The organism is Lysobacter sp. (genome assembly GCA_013141175.1).
GTDB lineage: Bacteria > Pseudomonadota > Gammaproteobacteria > Xanthomonadales > Xanthomonadaceae > Lysobacter_I.
On sequence record JABFRN010000001.1, the window covers coordinates 1,440,931 to 1,457,952 of the forward strand.

Annotated in this window: 16 protein-coding genes; 8 read left to right on the forward strand and 8 right to left on the reverse strand. The window is 64.8% G+C overall.

What is annotated here, in order from left to right; all coding sequences use genetic code 11:
* Positions 1–6: 6 nt before the first annotated feature.
* From HOP03_06465 to HOP03_06495, 7 genes are all read left to right on the forward strand, one after another.
* Complete coding sequence (locus tag HOP03_06465) at positions 7–609, forward strand: CDP-alcohol phosphatidyltransferase family protein (protein NOT87807.1); 603 nt, start codon at positions 7–9, stop codon at positions 607–609.
* A gap of 161 nt (positions 610–770) precedes the next feature.
* Positions 771–2,525, forward strand: a complete 1,755-nt coding sequence (locus HOP03_06470; protein NOT87808.1) for an alpha/beta fold hydrolase — start codon at positions 771–773, stop codon at positions 2,523–2,525.
* Complete coding sequence (locus HOP03_06475) at positions 2,522–3,847, forward strand: phosphatase PAP2/dual specificity phosphatase family protein (protein NOT87809.1); 1,326 nt, start codon at positions 2,522–2,524, stop codon at positions 3,845–3,847. The genes HOP03_06470 and HOP03_06475 overlap by 4 nt, the downstream gene beginning before the upstream one ends.
* Entirely contained in the window at positions 3,844–4,296 is a 453-nt protein-coding gene (locus HOP03_06480; GenBank protein NOT87810.1) for a hypothetical protein, read from the forward strand. The genes HOP03_06475 and HOP03_06480 overlap by 4 nt, the downstream gene beginning before the upstream one ends.
* Before the next feature lie 49 nt (positions 4,297–4,345).
* A complete protein-coding gene (locus HOP03_06485) occupies positions 4,346–5,020 on the forward strand; it encodes a 1-acyl-sn-glycerol-3-phosphate acyltransferase (GenBank protein NOT87811.1) in 675 nt (224 codons plus the stop codon).
* A complete protein-coding gene (locus tag HOP03_06490; protein NOT87812.1) occupies positions 5,020–5,970 on the forward strand; it encodes a phosphatidate cytidylyltransferase in 951 nt (316 codons plus the stop codon). Before HOP03_06485 ends, HOP03_06490 begins: the two co-directional genes overlap by 1 nt.
* 425 nt (positions 5,971–6,395) lie before the next feature.
* Positions 6,396–6,827 (forward strand): phosphatidate cytidylyltransferase, encoded by a 432-nt coding sequence (locus tag HOP03_06495; GenBank protein ID NOT87813.1) that lies wholly within the window; start codon positions 6,396–6,398, stop codon positions 6,825–6,827.
* Positions 6,828–7,268: 441 nt separating this feature from the next.
* Here HOP03_06495 and HOP03_06500 read toward each other — a convergent pair whose 3' ends face one another.
* The 5 genes from HOP03_06500 to HOP03_06520 form a co-directional block, all read right to left on the reverse strand.
* Positions 7,269–8,063 (reverse strand): hypothetical protein, encoded by a 795-nt coding sequence (locus tag HOP03_06500; GenBank protein NOT87814.1) that lies wholly within the window; start codon positions 8,061–8,063, stop codon positions 7,269–7,271.
* A 10-nt stretch (positions 8,064–8,073) separates the two neighbouring features.
* A complete protein-coding gene (gene ubiE, locus HOP03_06505; GenBank protein ID NOT87815.1) occupies positions 8,074–8,880 on the reverse strand; it encodes a bifunctional demethylmenaquinone methyltransferase/2-methoxy-6-polyprenyl-1,4-benzoquinol methylase UbiE in 807 nt (268 codons plus the stop codon).
* 35 nt (positions 8,881–8,915) lie between these two features.
* Positions 8,916–9,422, reverse strand: coding sequence for a hypothetical protein (locus HOP03_06510; protein NOT87816.1), 507 nt, complete (start codon positions 9,420–9,422; stop codon positions 8,916–8,918).
* Between the two features lie 265 nt (positions 9,423–9,687).
* Positions 9,688–11,205 (reverse strand): hypothetical protein, encoded by a 1,518-nt coding sequence (locus HOP03_06515; protein NOT87817.1) that lies wholly within the window; start codon positions 11,203–11,205, stop codon positions 9,688–9,690.
* A gap of 59 nt (positions 11,206–11,264) precedes the next feature.
* Positions 11,265–11,771, reverse strand: coding sequence for a hypothetical protein (locus HOP03_06520; protein NOT87818.1), 507 nt, complete (start codon positions 11,769–11,771; stop codon positions 11,265–11,267).
* A 368-nt stretch (positions 11,772–12,139) separates the two neighbouring features.
* Between HOP03_06520 and HOP03_06525 the strand changes: the two genes are divergently transcribed.
* A complete protein-coding gene (locus tag HOP03_06525) occupies positions 12,140–13,828 on the forward strand; it encodes a type II/IV secretion system protein (protein ID NOT87819.1) in 1,689 nt (562 codons plus the stop codon).
* 17 nt (positions 13,829–13,845) lie between these two features.
* Here HOP03_06525 and HOP03_06530 read toward each other — a convergent pair whose 3' ends face one another.
* From HOP03_06530 to hslV, 3 genes are all read right to left on the reverse strand, one after another.
* Complete coding sequence (locus tag HOP03_06530; protein ID NOT87820.1) at positions 13,846–14,709, reverse strand: hypothetical protein; 864 nt, start codon at positions 14,707–14,709, stop codon at positions 13,846–13,848.
* A 14-nt stretch (positions 14,710–14,723) separates the two neighbouring features.
* Positions 14,724–16,127: an ATP-dependent protease ATPase subunit HslU gene (hslU, locus tag HOP03_06535; protein ID NOT87821.1), complete on the reverse strand. Its 1,404-nt coding sequence runs from the start codon at positions 16,125–16,127 to the stop codon at positions 14,724–14,726.
* 140 nt (positions 16,128–16,267) lie between these two features.
* Positions 16,268–16,816 (reverse strand): ATP-dependent protease subunit HslV, encoded by a 549-nt coding sequence (hslV, locus tag HOP03_06540; GenBank protein ID NOT87822.1) that lies wholly within the window; start codon positions 16,814–16,816, stop codon positions 16,268–16,270.
* Between the last annotated feature and the right edge of the window lie 206 nt (positions 16,817–17,022).

The following is a 17,022-nucleotide window of genomic DNA, read 5'->3' on the forward strand; positions in this document are numbered from 1 at the left end:
CCCGCCATGTCGATCTACGCCCTCAAACCCAGATTCCAGGCGCTGCTGCGCCCCGTCGTCCGCCGTCTGCACGGGTTCGGCGTCACCGCCAATCAGGTCACGCTGGCGGCCTGTGCGATCTCGATCGCGCTCGGCGTATGGCTGTATGCCGCCGCGCCCGGCACCCGGGCCTTCCTGCTGGTGCCGCTGTGGATGTTCCTGCGGATGGCGTTCAATGCGATCGACGGCATGCTGGCGCGCGAGTTCGGCCAACAGTCGAAACTCGGCGCCTATCTCAACGAACTCACCGATGTGATCGCCGATGCCGCGCTGGCGCTGCCGTTCGCGGCGGTTGCGCCCTTCGCGCCGGTGTGGGTGGCGACGTTCGTGGTGCTGGCGGGACTCGGCGAATTCGCGGGCGCGCTCGGGCCCACCCTCGGTGCGAGCCGACGTTACGACGGCCCGATGGGCAAGAGCGACCGTGCCTTCGTGCTCGGCGCCATCGCCTTGTGGATCGGGGTCGCGGGCCTGCTGCCGGTGTGGGCGGCGTGGCTGTTTCCGGCGCTGTGCGCGCTGACCGCATGGACCATCGTGCGTCGCGTGCGCAATGGCCTGCGCGAGGCGCATTGACCACCGCCCTGTCCACCGATCTCCACCCAACGTGCTTGAGCCGGCGGTATCGAACTTCGATACTCCACGGATATCGCGCAACCGCGCGTCCGCCGCGCTCCCGACACTGCGTGCTGCGTTGTCGGAATCCCCACTTTTCCCGCGAGGAACGCTGAACCCCCATGTCGGCCCCCAGACACTGTACTGAACACACGTTCGCCACCCACGACGATGTCGCGCTCTTCTACCGGCACTGGCCCGCGCAGGGCGACGCGCGCGGCGCCATCGTGCTGATCCATCGCGGCCACGAGCACTCGGGACGGATGGCGCATCTCGCCGACGAACTCGACCTGCCGGATTTCGATGTCTTCGCCTACGACATGCGCGGCCACGGGCGTTCGCCCGGCGTGCGCGGCGACAGCCCGAGTTTCGCGACCTCGGTGCGCGACCTGCAGACCTTGGTCGATCACATCGCCACGATCCACGGCGTCGAGATCGCCGATCTGATCGTGATCGCGCAGAGCGTCGGCGCGGTGCTCGCCAGCACCTGGGCGTACGATTACGCGCCGAAGATCCGCGGGCTGGTGCTGGCGTCGCCGGCGTTCAAGGTCAAACTCTATGTGCCGTTCGCGCGCCCGGGCCTGGCGCTGATGCGCAAGCTGCGCGGCAATTTCTTCGTCAACAGCTACGTGAAGGCGAAGCTCCTCACCCACGATCCCGAACGCATCGCCAGCTACGGCACCGACCCGCTGATCTCGCGACCGATCTCGGTGAACATCCTGCTGGGCCTGTACGAAGCCGCCGACCGCGTGGTCGCCGATGCCGCCGCGATCACCTTGCCGGTGCAGCTGTTGATCTCGGGCAGCGACTGGGTGGTGCACCACGCGCCGCAGCATCGTTTCTTCGAACGCCTGAGCAGCGCGCGCAAGGAAAAACACGAGCTGCCGGGATTCTTCCACGACACCCTCGGCGAGCGCGACCGCAAGCAGGCGACCGACCGGATCCGCAGCTTCGTGCTCGGGCTGTTCGACGACCCGCCGGCAGCGGTTTCGCTGCGCGACGCGCATCGCACCGGCTGCACCGCCGACGAATCGCGCGCACTGGGCAAGACGCTGCCGTGGTACACGCCGCGCGGCGCGTACTGGGCGCTCACGCGCGCATCCCTGAAACTCGGCGGCCGGCTGTCGCGCGGCATCGCCCTGGGCCACGCCACCGGTTTCGATTCGGGCAGCACGCTCGACTACGTCTATCGCAACCAGGCGCAGGGCGTTCCGCTGGTCGGTGTCGCCATCGATCGCACCTATCTGGATTCGATCGGCTGGCGCGGTATCCGCATCCGCAAGACCCATGTCGAGGAACTGCTGCGCAAGGCCTTCGCGCGGGTCCATGCTCGCGGGCTGCCGCTGCGGGTGATGGACGTGGCCGCAGGGCACGGCCGCTATGTGCTGGACGCGATCACGACGAGCGACATCAAGCCGGATTCGATCCTGCTGCGCGATTACAGCCCCATCAACGTGCGCGACGGTCGCGCGCTGATCGCCGAACGCGGCCTCTACAGCATCGCGCAGTTCGTGCAGGGCGATGCGTTCGATCGCGACGATCTGGCGCAGGTGTCGCCAGCACCGACGGTGGCGGTGGTGTCGGGGCTGTACGAACTGTTTCCCGACAACGATCAGGTCGCCGCGTCGCTGGCGGGCATCGCCGCGGCGGTGCCGCCGGGCGGCTGTCTGGTCTACACCGGCCAACCGTGGCACCCGCAGCTGGAATTGATCGCGCGCGCGTTGACCAGCCACCGTCAGGGCCAGGCGTGGGTGATGCGCCGACGCACGCAGGCGGAGATGGATCAACTCGTCGAAGCCGCCGGCTTCCGCAAGCTCGAACAGCGTATCGACGGGTTCGGCATCTTCACCGTGTCGCTGGCGGTGCGCGAAGCGTGAACGCTTCGACGACCGCACGCTCGTGGAAGCAGGGTCCCTGGAAGCAGGCCGCACTGTGGCTGGCCTTCCTCGCGCCGTTCTTCTACCTGAGCTATGGCTTCGCGAACCATCTCGCGGCGCAGCGCAGCGATGTCGGCGCGGTGGTGTACGACTGGGAGCGCGGGGTGCCGTTCCTCGCGTGGACGATCGTTCCGTACTGGTCGATCAATCTGTTCTACGGCCTGTCGCTGTTCCTGTGCCCCACGCGCGACGAAGTGCATGCGCACGGCCGTCGACTGCTGACCGCGCAGGTGGTCGCGGTGGGCTGCTTCCTGCTGTTTCCGCTCGGCTTCACCTTCGTGCGCCCCGACAGCGACGGCATTCCGGGGATGTTCTTCGCGGCGCTGACCAGTTTCGACAAGCCGTTCAATCAGGCGCCGTCGCTGCATATCGCGCTGCTGGTGATCCTGTGGGATCTGTACCGGCGTCTGCTGCCTGCATCGTGGCACTGGCTGCTTCACGGCTGGTCGCTGCTCATCGCGATGTCGGTGCTGACGACCTACCAGCATCATTTCATCGACATCCCGACCGGCGCGCTGCTCGGCCTGCTCTGCCTGTGGCTGTGGCCGCTGGACGCACCAAGCCCATTGCGCGGCGCGCGCTTCACCGACGACTCGACGCGGCGGCGCCTGGCCTTGTTCTACGCCATCGGTGCCGCAGCGTGTTTCGGCATGGCGACGTTCGGTGGCATCGCGCTGTGGCTGTGCTGGCCCGGCGTCGCGCTGCTGCTGGTCGCGCTGAACTACGCCGTGTTCGGTGTCGGCGGTTTCCAGAAGCATGCGGACGGACGCATCGCGCACGGCGCGCGCTGGCTGCTGGCGCCGTACCGGCTGGGCGCATGGATCAATTCGCGGTTGTGGACGATGCGCGAAGCGCCGGCGGTCAGGATCGCGCAGCGGGTCTGGCTCGGGCGCATGCCCACGGCGACGCAGGCGCGTGCGCTCGGCATCGCGCGGATCGTCGATGTCAGCGCCGAGCTGTCCGCGCCGACGGGAATTCCGGTGCGCTGCGTGCCGATGCTCGATCTGGTCGCACCGACCGCCGCGCAGCTTTCGGCGGCGGCCGAAGCCATCGAAGCGCAGCTGGGCGACGATGGCGATGTGCTGGTGTGCTGCGCGCTGGGCTATTCGCGCAGCGCGGCGGCGGTCGCGGCCTGGCTGCTGTGGACCGGCCGCGCGGAGCACGCCGACGAAGCGGTCGAGCGTATCCGCCGGCACCGTCCGCAGCTCGTGCTGCACGCGGCGCATCGGCACGCGCTGTCGCAACTGGCGCTGCACGCATGAGTCCGACCGGCGGCTTGGGTTCAACCGGACTGGACGCCGAAGACCGCGCGCGCTGCGCAGCGATGGCGCGTTGGCTCGGCACGTCGTCGGTGCTCGGCACGATGGCGCTGGGCTGTGCCGTCGTTGTCGCGCTCGGCTGTCTGGTGCAGGTCTGGCGCGGCGAAGCGATCGTCATCGTCGTGCTCGTACTCGCATCGACGCCGTTCGAGCGTTATCTCGCGCTGCGCCTGCGCTTCGATGCGGGGCTGTTCGCGGATCTCGCCGACGGACGCATCGCCGATCTCGCCGCGCTCGACGCCGGGCTGGCCGCGCTCGGCGTACGCAAGACGCCACCGCGCCCGCGCAGCCTCGACGACCGGCTCGCAGGCAGTCGGCGTTTGTGGCGCGTCCACGCCGTCGTCGCCGCGCTGATGGCGGTCGGCACGGGCGTCGCGGTTGTGTTTGCCTGATTCGCGGCTAACATCCTTGCTCGAACCGTACACGGGAACCACCGGGCCGATGCTGGAAAGACTGGTCGCCGCACTGATCATCGGCTTCGTGCGTCTGCTGACCGGCGCACAGGCGTTCTGGCGCGGCGGTCGCCCCAACGCCGCGCAGCGCATCTTCTTCGCGAACCACGCCAGCCACGGCGACTTCGTGCTGCTGTGGGCCTCGCTGCCGCCATGGCTGCGCCGGCATACGCGACCGGTGGCAGGCGCCGATTACTGGAACAAGAGCGCGCTGCGCCGCTTCATCGGCGGCCGGGTGTTCCGCGCGGTGCTGATCGATCGCGAACGGAAGGTTTCCCCAAGTGAAGCGAGCGGTCCCGATCCGATCGAACAGATGGTCGCCGCGCTCGCCAACGGCGACTCGCTGATCATTTTCCCCGAGGGCACGCGCAACACCACCGATGCGGTGCTGCTGCCGTTCAAGAGCGGCCTGTTCCATCTGGCGGCGCAGTATCCGCGTGCGGAACTGGTGCCGGTGTGGATCAACAATCTCGCCCGGGTGATGCCCAAGGGCCAGCTGGTGCCGATCCCGCTGCTGTGCACCGTCACCTTCGGCGCGTCGCTGCCGCGGATCGATGGCGAAGACAAGGCCGCATTCCTCGATCGCGCATGCGCGGCGATGCTCGCGCTGCGTCCCGACACCCACGACGACGACGCACCACCCGATCTCCCGGAGCCCGCCTGATGCACAACCCGTTCCCCACGCTGTACGCGCTGCCGATCTTCGCCGGCGCGGTCGCGGTGCTGGTCGTCGCCTCGGTGATCGGCTGGATCCTGAAACTGCGCTTCGCGCCGGAAGAGCCGCATGCGGTGATCGACAATCTCAACAGCCGCATCCGCGCGTGGTGGTGGATGGTCGGCATCCTCGCGGCAGCGTTCTGGCTGGGCAAGGGCGGGGTGATCGTGCTGTTCGCGCTGCTGTCGTTCTTCGCGCTGCGCGAATACATCACCCTGTGCTACACGCGTCGCGGCGATCATCTGGTGCTGCTGCTGGCGTTCTTCATCGCGCTGCCGGTGCAGTACGCGCTGATCTGGATCGACTGGTACGGGCTGTATTCGATCTTCATCCCGGTCTACGCCTTCCTGCTGCTGCCGATCTTCGCCGCGCTGGGCGCCGACACCACGCGCTTCCTCGAACGCGCCTCGAAAGTGCAGTGGGGGCTGATGATCTGCGTGTTCTGCCTGTCGCACGTGCCGGCGCTGATGACGCTGAGCATCCCCGGTTACGAAGGCCGCAACCTGCTGCTGATCGCCTTCCTGGTGCTGGTGGTGCAGGGCAGCGATGTGCTGCAGTACATCTGGGGCAAATTGCTGGGCAAGCACAAGGTCGCGCCCGAACTGTCGCCGTCGAAAACCTGGGAAGGCCTGATCGGCGGCGTCACCAGCGCCACCGTCCTCGGCGCAGCGCTGCACGGCATCACACCGTTCACCGCGCTGGAAGCCGCGCTCGTCGCGCTGGTCATCTGCCTGATGGGTTTCTTCGGCGGTCTGGTGATGTCCGCGATCAAACGGGACAGAGGCGTGAAGGACTGGGGCCACATGATCGAAGGCCACGGCGGCATCCTCGACCGCGTCGACTCCGTCGTGTTCGCCGCGCCGATCTTCTTCCACCTTGTGCGGTATGGGTGGATTTGAGCAACGTTCTGCGGCACGCAATCAAAACGCATTGTGCTTTTTTGCAGTCGCCCCGACGAAAGCCTGGGTCCAGCAGTAGGGTGGAGTAAGCGCAGCGCAACTCCACCATTCAATCAAGGCATTCGCATCCGAAGGCTTGCGCGGAACCACAGGCTCCGCTCGTCGCACAACTCAGTTATCGCCTCGCGATGGTGGAGTTGCGCTGCGCTTACTCCACCCTACTCGCTGACTCCCAGACACGGATATGAACGGCGGCTCCTTGTCTGCGCGACGACCATATCACCAGCGGAGGCAAGTCGCCTGGATGCTACGCGGACAGATGTCGTAGCCCGGGTAAGGCCAAAGGCCGCACCCGGGGCTCTTCGGCGAGGCATTCCTCTACTCATCCCGGGTGCGCGCGTTGCGCTTACCCGGGCTACTTGCTGATGACGCTGAGCATCCCCGGCTACGAAGGCCGCAACCTGCTGCTGATCGCCTTCCTGGTGCTGGTGGTGCAGGGCAGCGATGCGCTGCAGTACATCTGGGGCAAATTGCTGGGCAAGCACAAGGTCGCGCCCGAACTGTCGCCGTCGAAAACCTGGGAAGGCCTGATCGGCGGCGTCACCAGCGCCACCGTCCTCGGCGCAGCGCTGCACGGCATCACACCGTTCACCGCGCTGGAAGCCGCGCTCGTCGCGCTGGTCATCTGCCTGATGGGTTTCTTCGGCGGTCTGGTGATGTCCGCGATCAAACGGGACAGAGGCGTGAAGGACTGGGGCCACATGATCGAAGGCCACGGCGGCATCCTCGACCGCGTCGACTCCGTCGTGTTCGCCGCGCCGATCTTCTTCCACCTTGTGCGGTATGGGTGGATTTGAGCAACGTTCTGCGGCACGCAATCAAAACGCATTGTGCTTTTTTGCAGTCGCCCCGACGAAAGCCTGGGTCCAGCAGTAGGGTGGAGTAAGCGCAGCGCAACTCCACCATTCAATCAGGGGATTCGCATCCGAAGGCTTGCGCGGAACCGCAGGCTCCACTCGCCGCATACCTCAATTGTCGCCTCGCGATGGTGGAGTTGCGCTGCGCTTACTCCACCCTACTCGCTGACTCCCAGACACGGATATGAACGGCGGCTCCTTGTCTGCGCGACGACCATATCACCAGCGGAGGCAAGTCGCCTGGATGCTACGCGGACAGATGTCGTAGCCCGGGTAAGGCCAAAGGCCGCACCCGGGGCTCTTCGGCGAGGCATTCCTCTACTCATCCCGGGTGCGCGCGTTGCGCTTACCCGGGCTACTTGCTACTTGCTATTCGCTAGCTCACGCCCTTTTCGGTGCAATTATTACTCTTAGCTTTAACGATGTAGCCATTTTTTCCAAATCTTTTTCTATGGCCACTGGATTCGCGATTCTTTCTTCTGGGTCATACACGAAGCAAATCAATGCACGGCACTCTGGGTGGCTTGCATACTTAACAATATCTACAATCAACTCTTCGCCAAGAATTTTAGGCGTCAAACCTTTCCGGGTTTTTTTGAGTTCAATGAATATTTTCTCTTCTTCTAGTCGCAGATCAGCACGCGCCGCGCCGCCTGCATAACTTGGTGTCCACTCTTCTTCTCTTACGTCATCAAAGTGAATTTTCAACAACGCATGGAACAAGTCTTGCGCATCGTATTCATCTTTTATATCTAACGTAGGCCTGGAATCATGCCTCAATTTCAACTGTCTTGCGACAGAATGAAACCTTAGGCATAGCAGCTCTACCAAAGAAAATGCATCCGGTCTGATTTCGGAATCAAGCTCTTGGCTCTCAAGTCCAAAATCATTCACTTCATCAATAATCGATTGCAGAATAGCGCTTGCTTTTTCTAATCCAAGTGCATAAGCAACATCGGGGTCGTGACGTCCGATGAATCCGCCGCCGCTTTTCATGTATCTAATTCTGGTGAAATCCGTCAGATGTCGGCTCTTTACGCCAAATATCTTTTCTAGTGCAACTTCAGTATCTCTCCTCCATTTTATAAAATCTGGCGCAGTAATATTTTTCAACCTGATGTCAGAAATATCAGCCAACTGAGATTTCAATACGCTTATTGCACGTTCCTTCTCCATAAATCCATGCTCAGACGCGATAACCCGTATGTATCGCCACAATCCCCGCCGATAGATTCTTGTACGAACACCGCGAGAAACCCGCTGCATCCATCATCCCCTTCAGCTGCTCCTGCGGCGGATGCTTGCGAATCGATTCGGCGAGGTACTGGTAGCTGTCGCTGTCCTTGGCGAACAGTTTGCCGAGCTGCGGCAGGATCTTGAACGAGTGGAAGTCGTAGATCGGTTTGAACCATTCGGCGGTGACTTCGGAAAATTCCAATACGCGGGCCTGGCCGCCGACGCGCAGGACGCGGTACATCTCGCGCAGGGCGGCGTCCTTGTCGGTGACGTTGCGCAGGCCGAAGGCAATCGTGACCAGATCGAAGCTGGCGTCGGGGAACGGGAGTTTTTCCGCGTTGCACTGCACGTACTCGAAACCACGGACGTTGCCGCGATCGGTCATGCGGTCGCGGCCGACGCGCAGCATCGCGCCGTTGATGTCGCCCAATACCAGTTCGCCGTCGTCGCCGACCCGATCCTTCAGCAGCGCGGCGATATCGCCGGTGCCGCCGGCCAGGTCGAGCACGCGGTCGCCGGGGCGCACCTGCGCGGTGGCGACGAAGTAGCGCTTCCAGACCCGATGGATGCCGAGGCTCATCAGGTCGTTCATCAGGTCGTAGTTGCCGGCGACCGAGGAGAACACTTCGCCGACGAGTTTCTGCTTCTCGGCGACGGGCACGTCGCGGAAACCGAAATGGGTGGTGTCGGCGGGTTTGCTGTCGGCGGAAACGTTGTCGACAGGCGTGGCGGCGTCGGAATCGTTGGGCGTGTTCATGCCGCCAGTTTAACGCGCCGCCCTGCCCCGACGGCTCAGTTCGCGATCACCCGCAGCACGCAGACGTGGGTGATTTTCGCGGCCGGTTCGTCGGCTTCGCCCCGGGTGTGGACGGTCAGCGACAGTCCGTCGCGCTCGAAGCTTTCGTGGACGATGCGGCCGTGTTCGCCGTAGCAGGTCTCGTGCTCGAAGCCCATCGCGACGAGTTCGGCCGCGAAACGGGGGTAGTCGAAGCCGCAGATGGCGGACGCGGACGGATAGGTGCCGCTGCGGTCCGGCCGGAATGCCAGTTCGAAGCTCGGGCCATAGGCGCCATCCGGGTCCAGTTCGATCGACGACCACCATTCGCGGTTGAGGCGTTCGCCGAAGCCGAGCCGGCCCTCGTCGGACACGAACTCCACCTCGAAGGCGCGACGTATCCGCGATGCGCTGAAGTCCTGGATGTCGCGGCTGTCGCGGATCAGCGTCAGCAGCCGTTCGAGCAGCGCCTCCGCAGTGTGGGTGGGTGGCGAGATGGGCTCGGCGCTCATCGGGGGGGGCATGACGGCTTCCTGTGGTCGGCTGCGGGCGGCGTTCGGCGGTCGTCCGCACAGGGTCCCGGCTCGACGAGGCCGGCGATGGCGCGGGCCGACGATCGGTCACGGGCGTCCCTGTGCAATGACCTGCGCGGAATATACGCGGATCGCGGGCGCGCTGACGACCACGCTTGCGTAGAACATGACCCGGGTCCCAACCCGTCTCCGGCTGCGCTTCGCCGGGACGACGACGGCGCTGCGGCCGTCGTCGTTCAATCCTGCCGCAGCGCGATCAGCGTGACGGTCCGGACGCTTCCTGCACCGGCTTGTCCTGCTGGGCGGACAGGTTGCGCGCCAGTTGTTCGTTCTGCGCCGGCTGCAGCGTGTCGAGTTTCTGCTGTGCGGCGCCCAGATCGGTCTTCGCGGCCTCGGCGACCGGCAGCGGCGTCGACATGCGTGCGCCGGGATCGGTGAGTGCGCCCTGCACCGCGATCAGGTCGGTGCGGCGATCATTGAGCACGACATGGTCGGGCGTGATCTGCTGGGCGGCTGCATGCAGCGCGACGCCGGTGGCGACCCGCTGGCGATCCGGACCGAAGGCATCGGCGGGGATGTTGGGCGAACGGTCGATCGCGTCCATCGCCTGACGCACCGCAGGATGGGTCTGCTGTTCGACCGGCGCCTGCACGGTCGGCAATGCGTTGGGCATCGTGACCGGCACATGCGCGTGGGTGGTGATGGTGTGATCGAGATTGCCGGCGGTCGGCGGGGTGGTGGAGCTGTCGAAGTAGGGTTGCCGACCGGCGGCGGCGCCAAGATTCAGGCCATTGCGCTCCAGCTGCGCTTCGGTCACGCCGAGCGCGGTCATGTTGAGCGTCAGCTGCGGCGTGAGGCCGGCGGCGGTATGCGTCGGGGCATTCGCGCGTTCGACCTGGGCGACGAAGCTCACCAGGTTGGTGGCGTAGTAGTTCTGATAGTTGGAATCGCCGTTGTGACCGAGCCGGGCGGAGGCGGCGGACTGATCGAAGTAATGCGTGCCCATCGCAGCCGTATTCGTCGCATTCGGGGTCATGCTCATGTCGGCGTTGAGCGTCAGTCCGGCACGCAGCGCATAGGTGTCCGGCGTGGCCGCCGTGGCGGGCACGGCCGGCGTGGTGCCGGTGGCGGGCGTGCCGGGGGTCGCGGGCGTACCCGGCGTCACGGTGATGAAATCGCCCATCCGTCCCGGGCTGGCGCGATAGATGTCTTCCAGACTCGGCGTGGGATTGGTGCTGCGCACCATGCCCACCGTGGCGTTGAAGCCGCCGATATGCGCGGTGGCCTCGTCGTTGCGGTTGACCGCGAGCATCGTGCTCAGCGGCGCGGTGTAATCGTGGACGGCCGTGGCGCTCTGGCCGATGCGATTGACGTCGGTCGACAACGTGGCGAGCGCGGCGGCGGTGGTCGGGCGGTTGATCGCATGCTGGGTTTCGTGGCCCAGCACGAAGGTCAACTCGGCGGGGTTGAAGCGCGCCCCGGGCGGTGAAGCAGGCGTGGTCATGCTGGTCGCGGGCAATTCCATCGTGCCGCTGGTGGGATTGAACTGGCCGCCCGCATTGGTTCCGACCGGCAACAGCGCGAATGCGCGCAGTTCGCCTGCGGCGACCGCGGTGTTGATCTGGTTGATGAGCGCCGGCGAATTCTGCAGCGCGTTGGAGAAATTGGTCTGCTGGTCAGCAGTGAGCGAAGCGTTGAACGTGGTGACCAGCGCCTGCGCCTGCGTACTGAGCGTGGGCGGGGTGGCGGCGGCGGCGGGAACGGGTGTGGCCATCGGGAAAATCCTCCATGCGCCCGGCGGGTTCGACCGCGCGGGCGGAACTTACGACACGATCAGTTGATCAGGACCATCTGCACGCAGGCATGGGTGATCTTCTCGGGCGGGGTATCGGCTTCGCCGCGCGTGTACACGGTGACGGTCAGGCCTTCGCGCTGGAACAGATCGTGGATGACGCGGTTGTGCTCGGCGCGATAGGTCTCGCGGCTGAACCCCATCTTCTGCAGTTCGGCGGCGAAACGGTCGAAATCGACCTTGCAGATGTCGGTGAACGGCGGATAGGAGCCGGCCTGGTCGGGACGGAAGCTGAATTCGACGCGCGCGCCGTAGGGATGGTTCGGATCGAGTTCGATCGACGACCACCAGTCGCGGGTCAGGCGTTCGCCGAAACCGGAACGGCCGGAGGCGACGGCGAATTCCACGCCGAAGGTGTGCTGCAGGCGCTCGGTGGTGATGTCCTGGACGGTCTTGCTGCCGTGGATCAGTTCGAGCAGCCGCAGCAGCGACTGTTCGGCATCGAGTCGGGGCGAAAATGCCTGCGATGCGGTGGCGGTGGATGTCATGGCGGGGGTCTCCTTGATGGAACCGGGCGAAGCGGAGCTGTCGGGGGATGGGGCATGCGCACAGGCGGCAAGGCCGAGCGCGGCGAACAGAGCGGAAAGCCGGTGGGCCGACATCGGGGGATGTCCTTGGTTGGGGCGGCGGATTGAACTATACGCCTGGGCGAAACGGGGGCCACTGCCGTGTGGGTCGGGTGCGGTCCCTGCTGCGTTTCTGACGTGTCTCCGGTATCAACGCGAACGAGGGCTCGCAGGGGTCACGCCCCGGGCGCGGACCTGGACAGGCATGAAGCGCCGCACCGACAGCGGACGTGATCTCGGTCAAAGCGGCGCCCCGGCGACCGGGCCATCATCGTTGCACAGGGGGCTGTATGACACTCGAACCATCCGCACCGGCAGCGCCACTGCTGATCGATACCGACGCCGCGCTCGACCGCTATCTGCAGACCTATCCGCAGGTCGCGTTCGCTGCCGACGCGGCCGTTGCCGGCATCGACCTCGCCACCTGGCAGGCGCAGGGCGACGACGCCGTCGAACGCAGCTACGCCGTGGCCCGCAGCCTCGGCCTGCCGCTGGCGCGGTTGTCGCAGCTGCGCCCCGATCCGCAGGCGATCGGCCTGATCACGCCGGAAGTCGCGCGCCAGCTGCGTGCGGTGCCGCTGCGCGCGCACGGCGGCATGATCGCGGTGGCGATGGAAGACCCCGGCACCCAGCACGTGCAGGGCATGCTCGATTTCATCAGCCGCGACCGCGTGATCCCGATGGTGTCCACGCCGCGCGACATCCGCGAAGGCATCGCGCACTACTACGACCGCGTCGAGGATCGCAACGTTGCGCTGCAGTTGGGCATCGATCCGGAATCGACCGCGACCGAAGCCAGCGCGCTCGAAGCGCAGCGGCTGGCGAAGGAGCGGCCGGTGGTGCGGATCGTGAACGCGCTGATCGCCGATGCGGTGACGCGGCGCGCGTCCGACATCCATCTGCGCCCCGGCGAGGACGGCACCGACGTGCTGTACCGCATCGACGACGAACTGGTGCCGGTGCGGCAAGTGCTGCGCGCGCTGCATCCGGCGGTGGTCGGACGGATCAAGGTGCTCGGCGGCATGAATCTGGCCGAACACCGCAGGCCGCAGGACGGCCGCGCCACGTTCGCGCTGGACGACGGCCGCAAGGTCGATCTGCGCATCTCGGTGCTGCCGGCGGTGTTCGGCGAAAGCGTGGTGGTGCGCCTGCTGGACACCGACGAAAGCCTGTGGAGTCTCGACCAGCTCGGATTGACGGCGCAGGACCGCCAGCGGCTGGACGACGTGATGGATTCCAGCCACGGCATGTTCCTGACCACCGGACCGACCGGCTGCGGAAAATCGACCACGCTGTACGCGATGCTGCTGGAGATGCGCGAACGCCGGATCAACATCCTCACCATCGAGGACCCGGTGGAATTCCACATCGAGGACATCCAGCAGATGCAGGTGAACCGCGCGACCGGGTTCACCTTCGCCAGCGCGATGCGCAATTTCCTGCGCCACGATCCGGACGTGGTGATGGTCGGCGAGATCCGCGACCGCGAGACCGCCGACATCGCGGTGGAAAGCGCGCTCACCGGGCATCTGATGCTCAGCACCCTGCACACCAACACCGCCGCGACCACGGTAACGCGGCTGCTGGATCTGGGCGTCGAAGCCTATCTGCTGCGCGCATCGCTGCTGGCGGTGATGTCGCAGCGGCTGGTGCGGCTGACCTGCCCGCACTGTCGCGAGATCGAAACCGTCGCCGCGCATGTCCGCGAGACGCTCGGCGTGGCCGCCGACGAAGTCTTCCACATCGGTCGCGGCTGCAATCACTGCGAAGGTCTCGGCGTCTACAAACGCCAGGCGGTGTACGAACTGATGATGATGACGCCGCGGATCCGCGCGCTGATCGTACCGGGCGCGGAAGCCGACGCCATCCACAACGCCGCGATCGAAGCGGGCATGACCACGATCACCCAGGCTGCGGTGCGGCTGGCGCGCAGTGGCGCGATCTCGCTGAGCGAAGCGTGGCGGGTGCGGGCGGATTGAAAGAATCAAGTCTGACTCTAGCGCAGCCACGTCTCTCTAGATGGCTTGTACTCTACGCACCATGCGAAAGCGGATCTCGGCAACGGTACGCGCGCATTAGCGTTGTATACGATTAAAAAATCGTTGCCGAGTGGTACGGGGTCGTCCTGAACCCTCATCATCGAGTGGATGACTGCCGAAATGCGATCCGCGCCGGGCGCGGAAAAGAAATCCGTTTCGATAGGACTATTGTTGTGATTGCACAACGTGTCTCGATAGAAATTAATCGTACGACCCGGAGGTTCTCTTGGCGTGCTCACCGGCACTGCGGCTCTTCCAATAGGAAGCACTGCCTTCGCGAAAAGCGGGACGGCATTCACGTCCTGTAGTCGGGGCATCCAGTTGTTGAATGCTTCGCCGGAATTGAGCAGGATAACGACCGCATCTTTATCGTCTATTCCTATAGAATCCTTTTCACTTATCTTCTTGAGCTTACTGTTCAGAGCAGTCGTGATTCTCGTGAGAAATCGGTCTTCGTCAAATCGTTGACATTCGCCAGCTTCAATTCTCTTGAAATATCCAGCTTTTCCCTCGTCCCCCGCTGTCGCGCAGACCGCTTCAAACCATACCCCAACGCCTCCTACCTTGGAAAAGAACTCCAGTCCTTTATCGCTGATCTTTTCAATCTCAAAGTCATGCTTCGACAACGCTACGCAGGAAAGCATTTCCCAATAACGCTCCGGAAGGTGCTTTCTCGCATCGCGTGTGAAATTCTTATCGGCATGTTTGTGGTAATCCTGATAGAGCTCCTCCAGCCTGTCCTTGATGTGCGCAAGTTCCGGCTCGCGTCTGATTCGCGAATAAAATTCGCAACTATCCCCATCCATGAAGAAACTGGGCATGCCGGCCTCCAGCATCACAAGATGTAGCGCGACAGATCCGGATCCTTCACCAGTTCGCCGAGATGCGCATCGACGTAGGCGCGGTCGATCTCGACCTGCGCACCGCCGCGATCCGGGGCTTCGAAGCTGAGCGTGTCGAGCAGGCGTTCGAGGATAGTGTGCAGTCGCCGCGCACCGATGTTCTCCTGGCGCTCGTTGACGATCGTCGCGATCTCGGCGAGACGGTCGATGGCATCGGGCGCGAAGCGCAATTCGACGCCCTCGGTCTTCAGCAGTTCGACGTATTGCAGCGTGAGCGAGGCCTTCGGTTCGGTGAGGATACGGACGAAGTCGTCCTTGCCGAGCGCGCTCAGTTCGACCCGGATCGGAAAGCGGCCCTGCAGTTCGGGAATCAGATCGCTGGGTTTGGCCAGATGGAACGCGCCGCTGGCGATGAACAGGATGTGGTCGGTCTTCACCGAGCCGTATTTGGTGCTGACGGTGGAGCCTTCGACCAGCGGCAGCAGATCGCGCTGCACGCCTTCGCGGCTGACATCGGCGCCGTGGCTGTCGGAGCGCTTGGCGACCTTGTCGATCTCGTCGATGAACACGATGCCGTGCTGTTCGCAGGCGTCGATGGCCGCTTCGCGCACATCGTCCTCGTTGACGAGTTTTCCGGCTTCCTCCTCGATCAGCTGCACGCGCGCGGCGCGCACCGTGAGTTTGCGGGTGTGGGTCTTGCTGCCGGCGAGATTGGAGAACATCTGCCGCAGCTGCTGACCCATGTCCTCCATGCCCGGCGGCGCCATGATGTCGACGCCGACGTTGACCTCGGTTTCGATCTCGATCCCGCGGTCGTCCAGCGCGCCTTCGCGCAACTGCTTGCGGAGCTTCTGGCGGGTGTCGTTGGCTTTGTCCTGTGTCTCGCCGCTGCCGACATCGAGCGTGCCGGTCGCGGCGCCCGACTCCGCGCCGAAGCCGAAACCACCGCTGGGCTGGCGTCGCGGCAACAGCGCATCGAGGATGCGCTCTTCGGCGCTCGCCTCGGCCTGCGCGCGCACGCGCGCCTTGGCCTGTTCGCGATACATCTTCACGGCGGTGTCGACCAGATCGCGCACGATCTGCTCGACATCCTTGCCGACGTAACCCACTTCGGTGAAGCGCGTGGCCTCGACCTTCACGAACGGCGCGTTGGCCAGCGTCGCCAGCCGGCGCGCAATCTCGGTCTTGCCGACGCCGGTCGGACCGATCATCAGGATGTTCTTCGGCATCACTTCATCGCGCAGCGCATCGTCGAGCTGCATCCGCCGCCAGCGGTTGCGCAGCGCGATCGCGACCGCGCGCTTCGCGGCGCCCTGGCCGATGATGTGGCGGTCGAGTTCCTGCACGATTTCGCGCGGAGTCATCGTGCTGTTGGCGTATTCGGGTTTGCTGGGCATGGTTTGGATTCTGTAGGAGCGATGTAGGTCGGGCCCTGGCCCGACATTGCGATCTTTCAATTCGCCTCGCAACTGTGGCGGAGCGGTTTCGATGATTGCGATTTGGTCTGATCTGCCGTGATGGCGGGCCGGGGCCCGCCCTACAACTCTTCTACGACGATATTGCGGTTGGTGTAGATGCACACGTCGCCGGCGATCTTGAGCGATTCGACCGCGATGTCGTGCGCGTTCAGCTCGGTATGCGCCAGCAGCGCGCGCGCGGCGGACAGCGCATACATGCCGCCGGAGCCGATCGCGACCAGACCGTCTTCGGGTTCGATCACATCGCCGGTGCCGCTGATGATCAGCGAGGCGTCCTTGTCTGCCACCACCAGCAGCGCTTCGAGCTTGCCGAAGCGGCGTTCGGTGCGCCAATCCTTCGCCAGCTCGACCGCGGCGCGGGTCAGCTGGCCGTGTTTCTCCAGCTTCGATTCGAACAGCTCGAACAGCGTGAACGCATCGGCGGCGGCACCGGCGAAACCGGCCAGCACCTGACCGTCGCGGCCGAGCCGGCGCACTTTGCGCGCGTTCGATTTCATCACCGTGTGGCCCAGCGTGACCTGGCCGTCTCCGGCGACGACGACGCGGCCGTTGCGGCGCACCGACACGATGGTGGTGGCGTAGAAGACGTTGGCTTTGTGCGGGTCCATGGAACTTCCTGCGGTGCGAAGCGGGCGTTCAACGGTTGTGGGGGCCGGGCTTGGCCGGCGCAAGGGGTGACGAACGGCCCATCCAGCGCTCTGGTATCCGGCGTGGGGATGCCGGGAGCGCCCCTCATCCGCCCTTCGGGCACCTTCTCCCCGCATGGCGGGGAGAAGGCAGGCATCGTGTCCGCCGTGAGCCAAGGAAAGAAGCA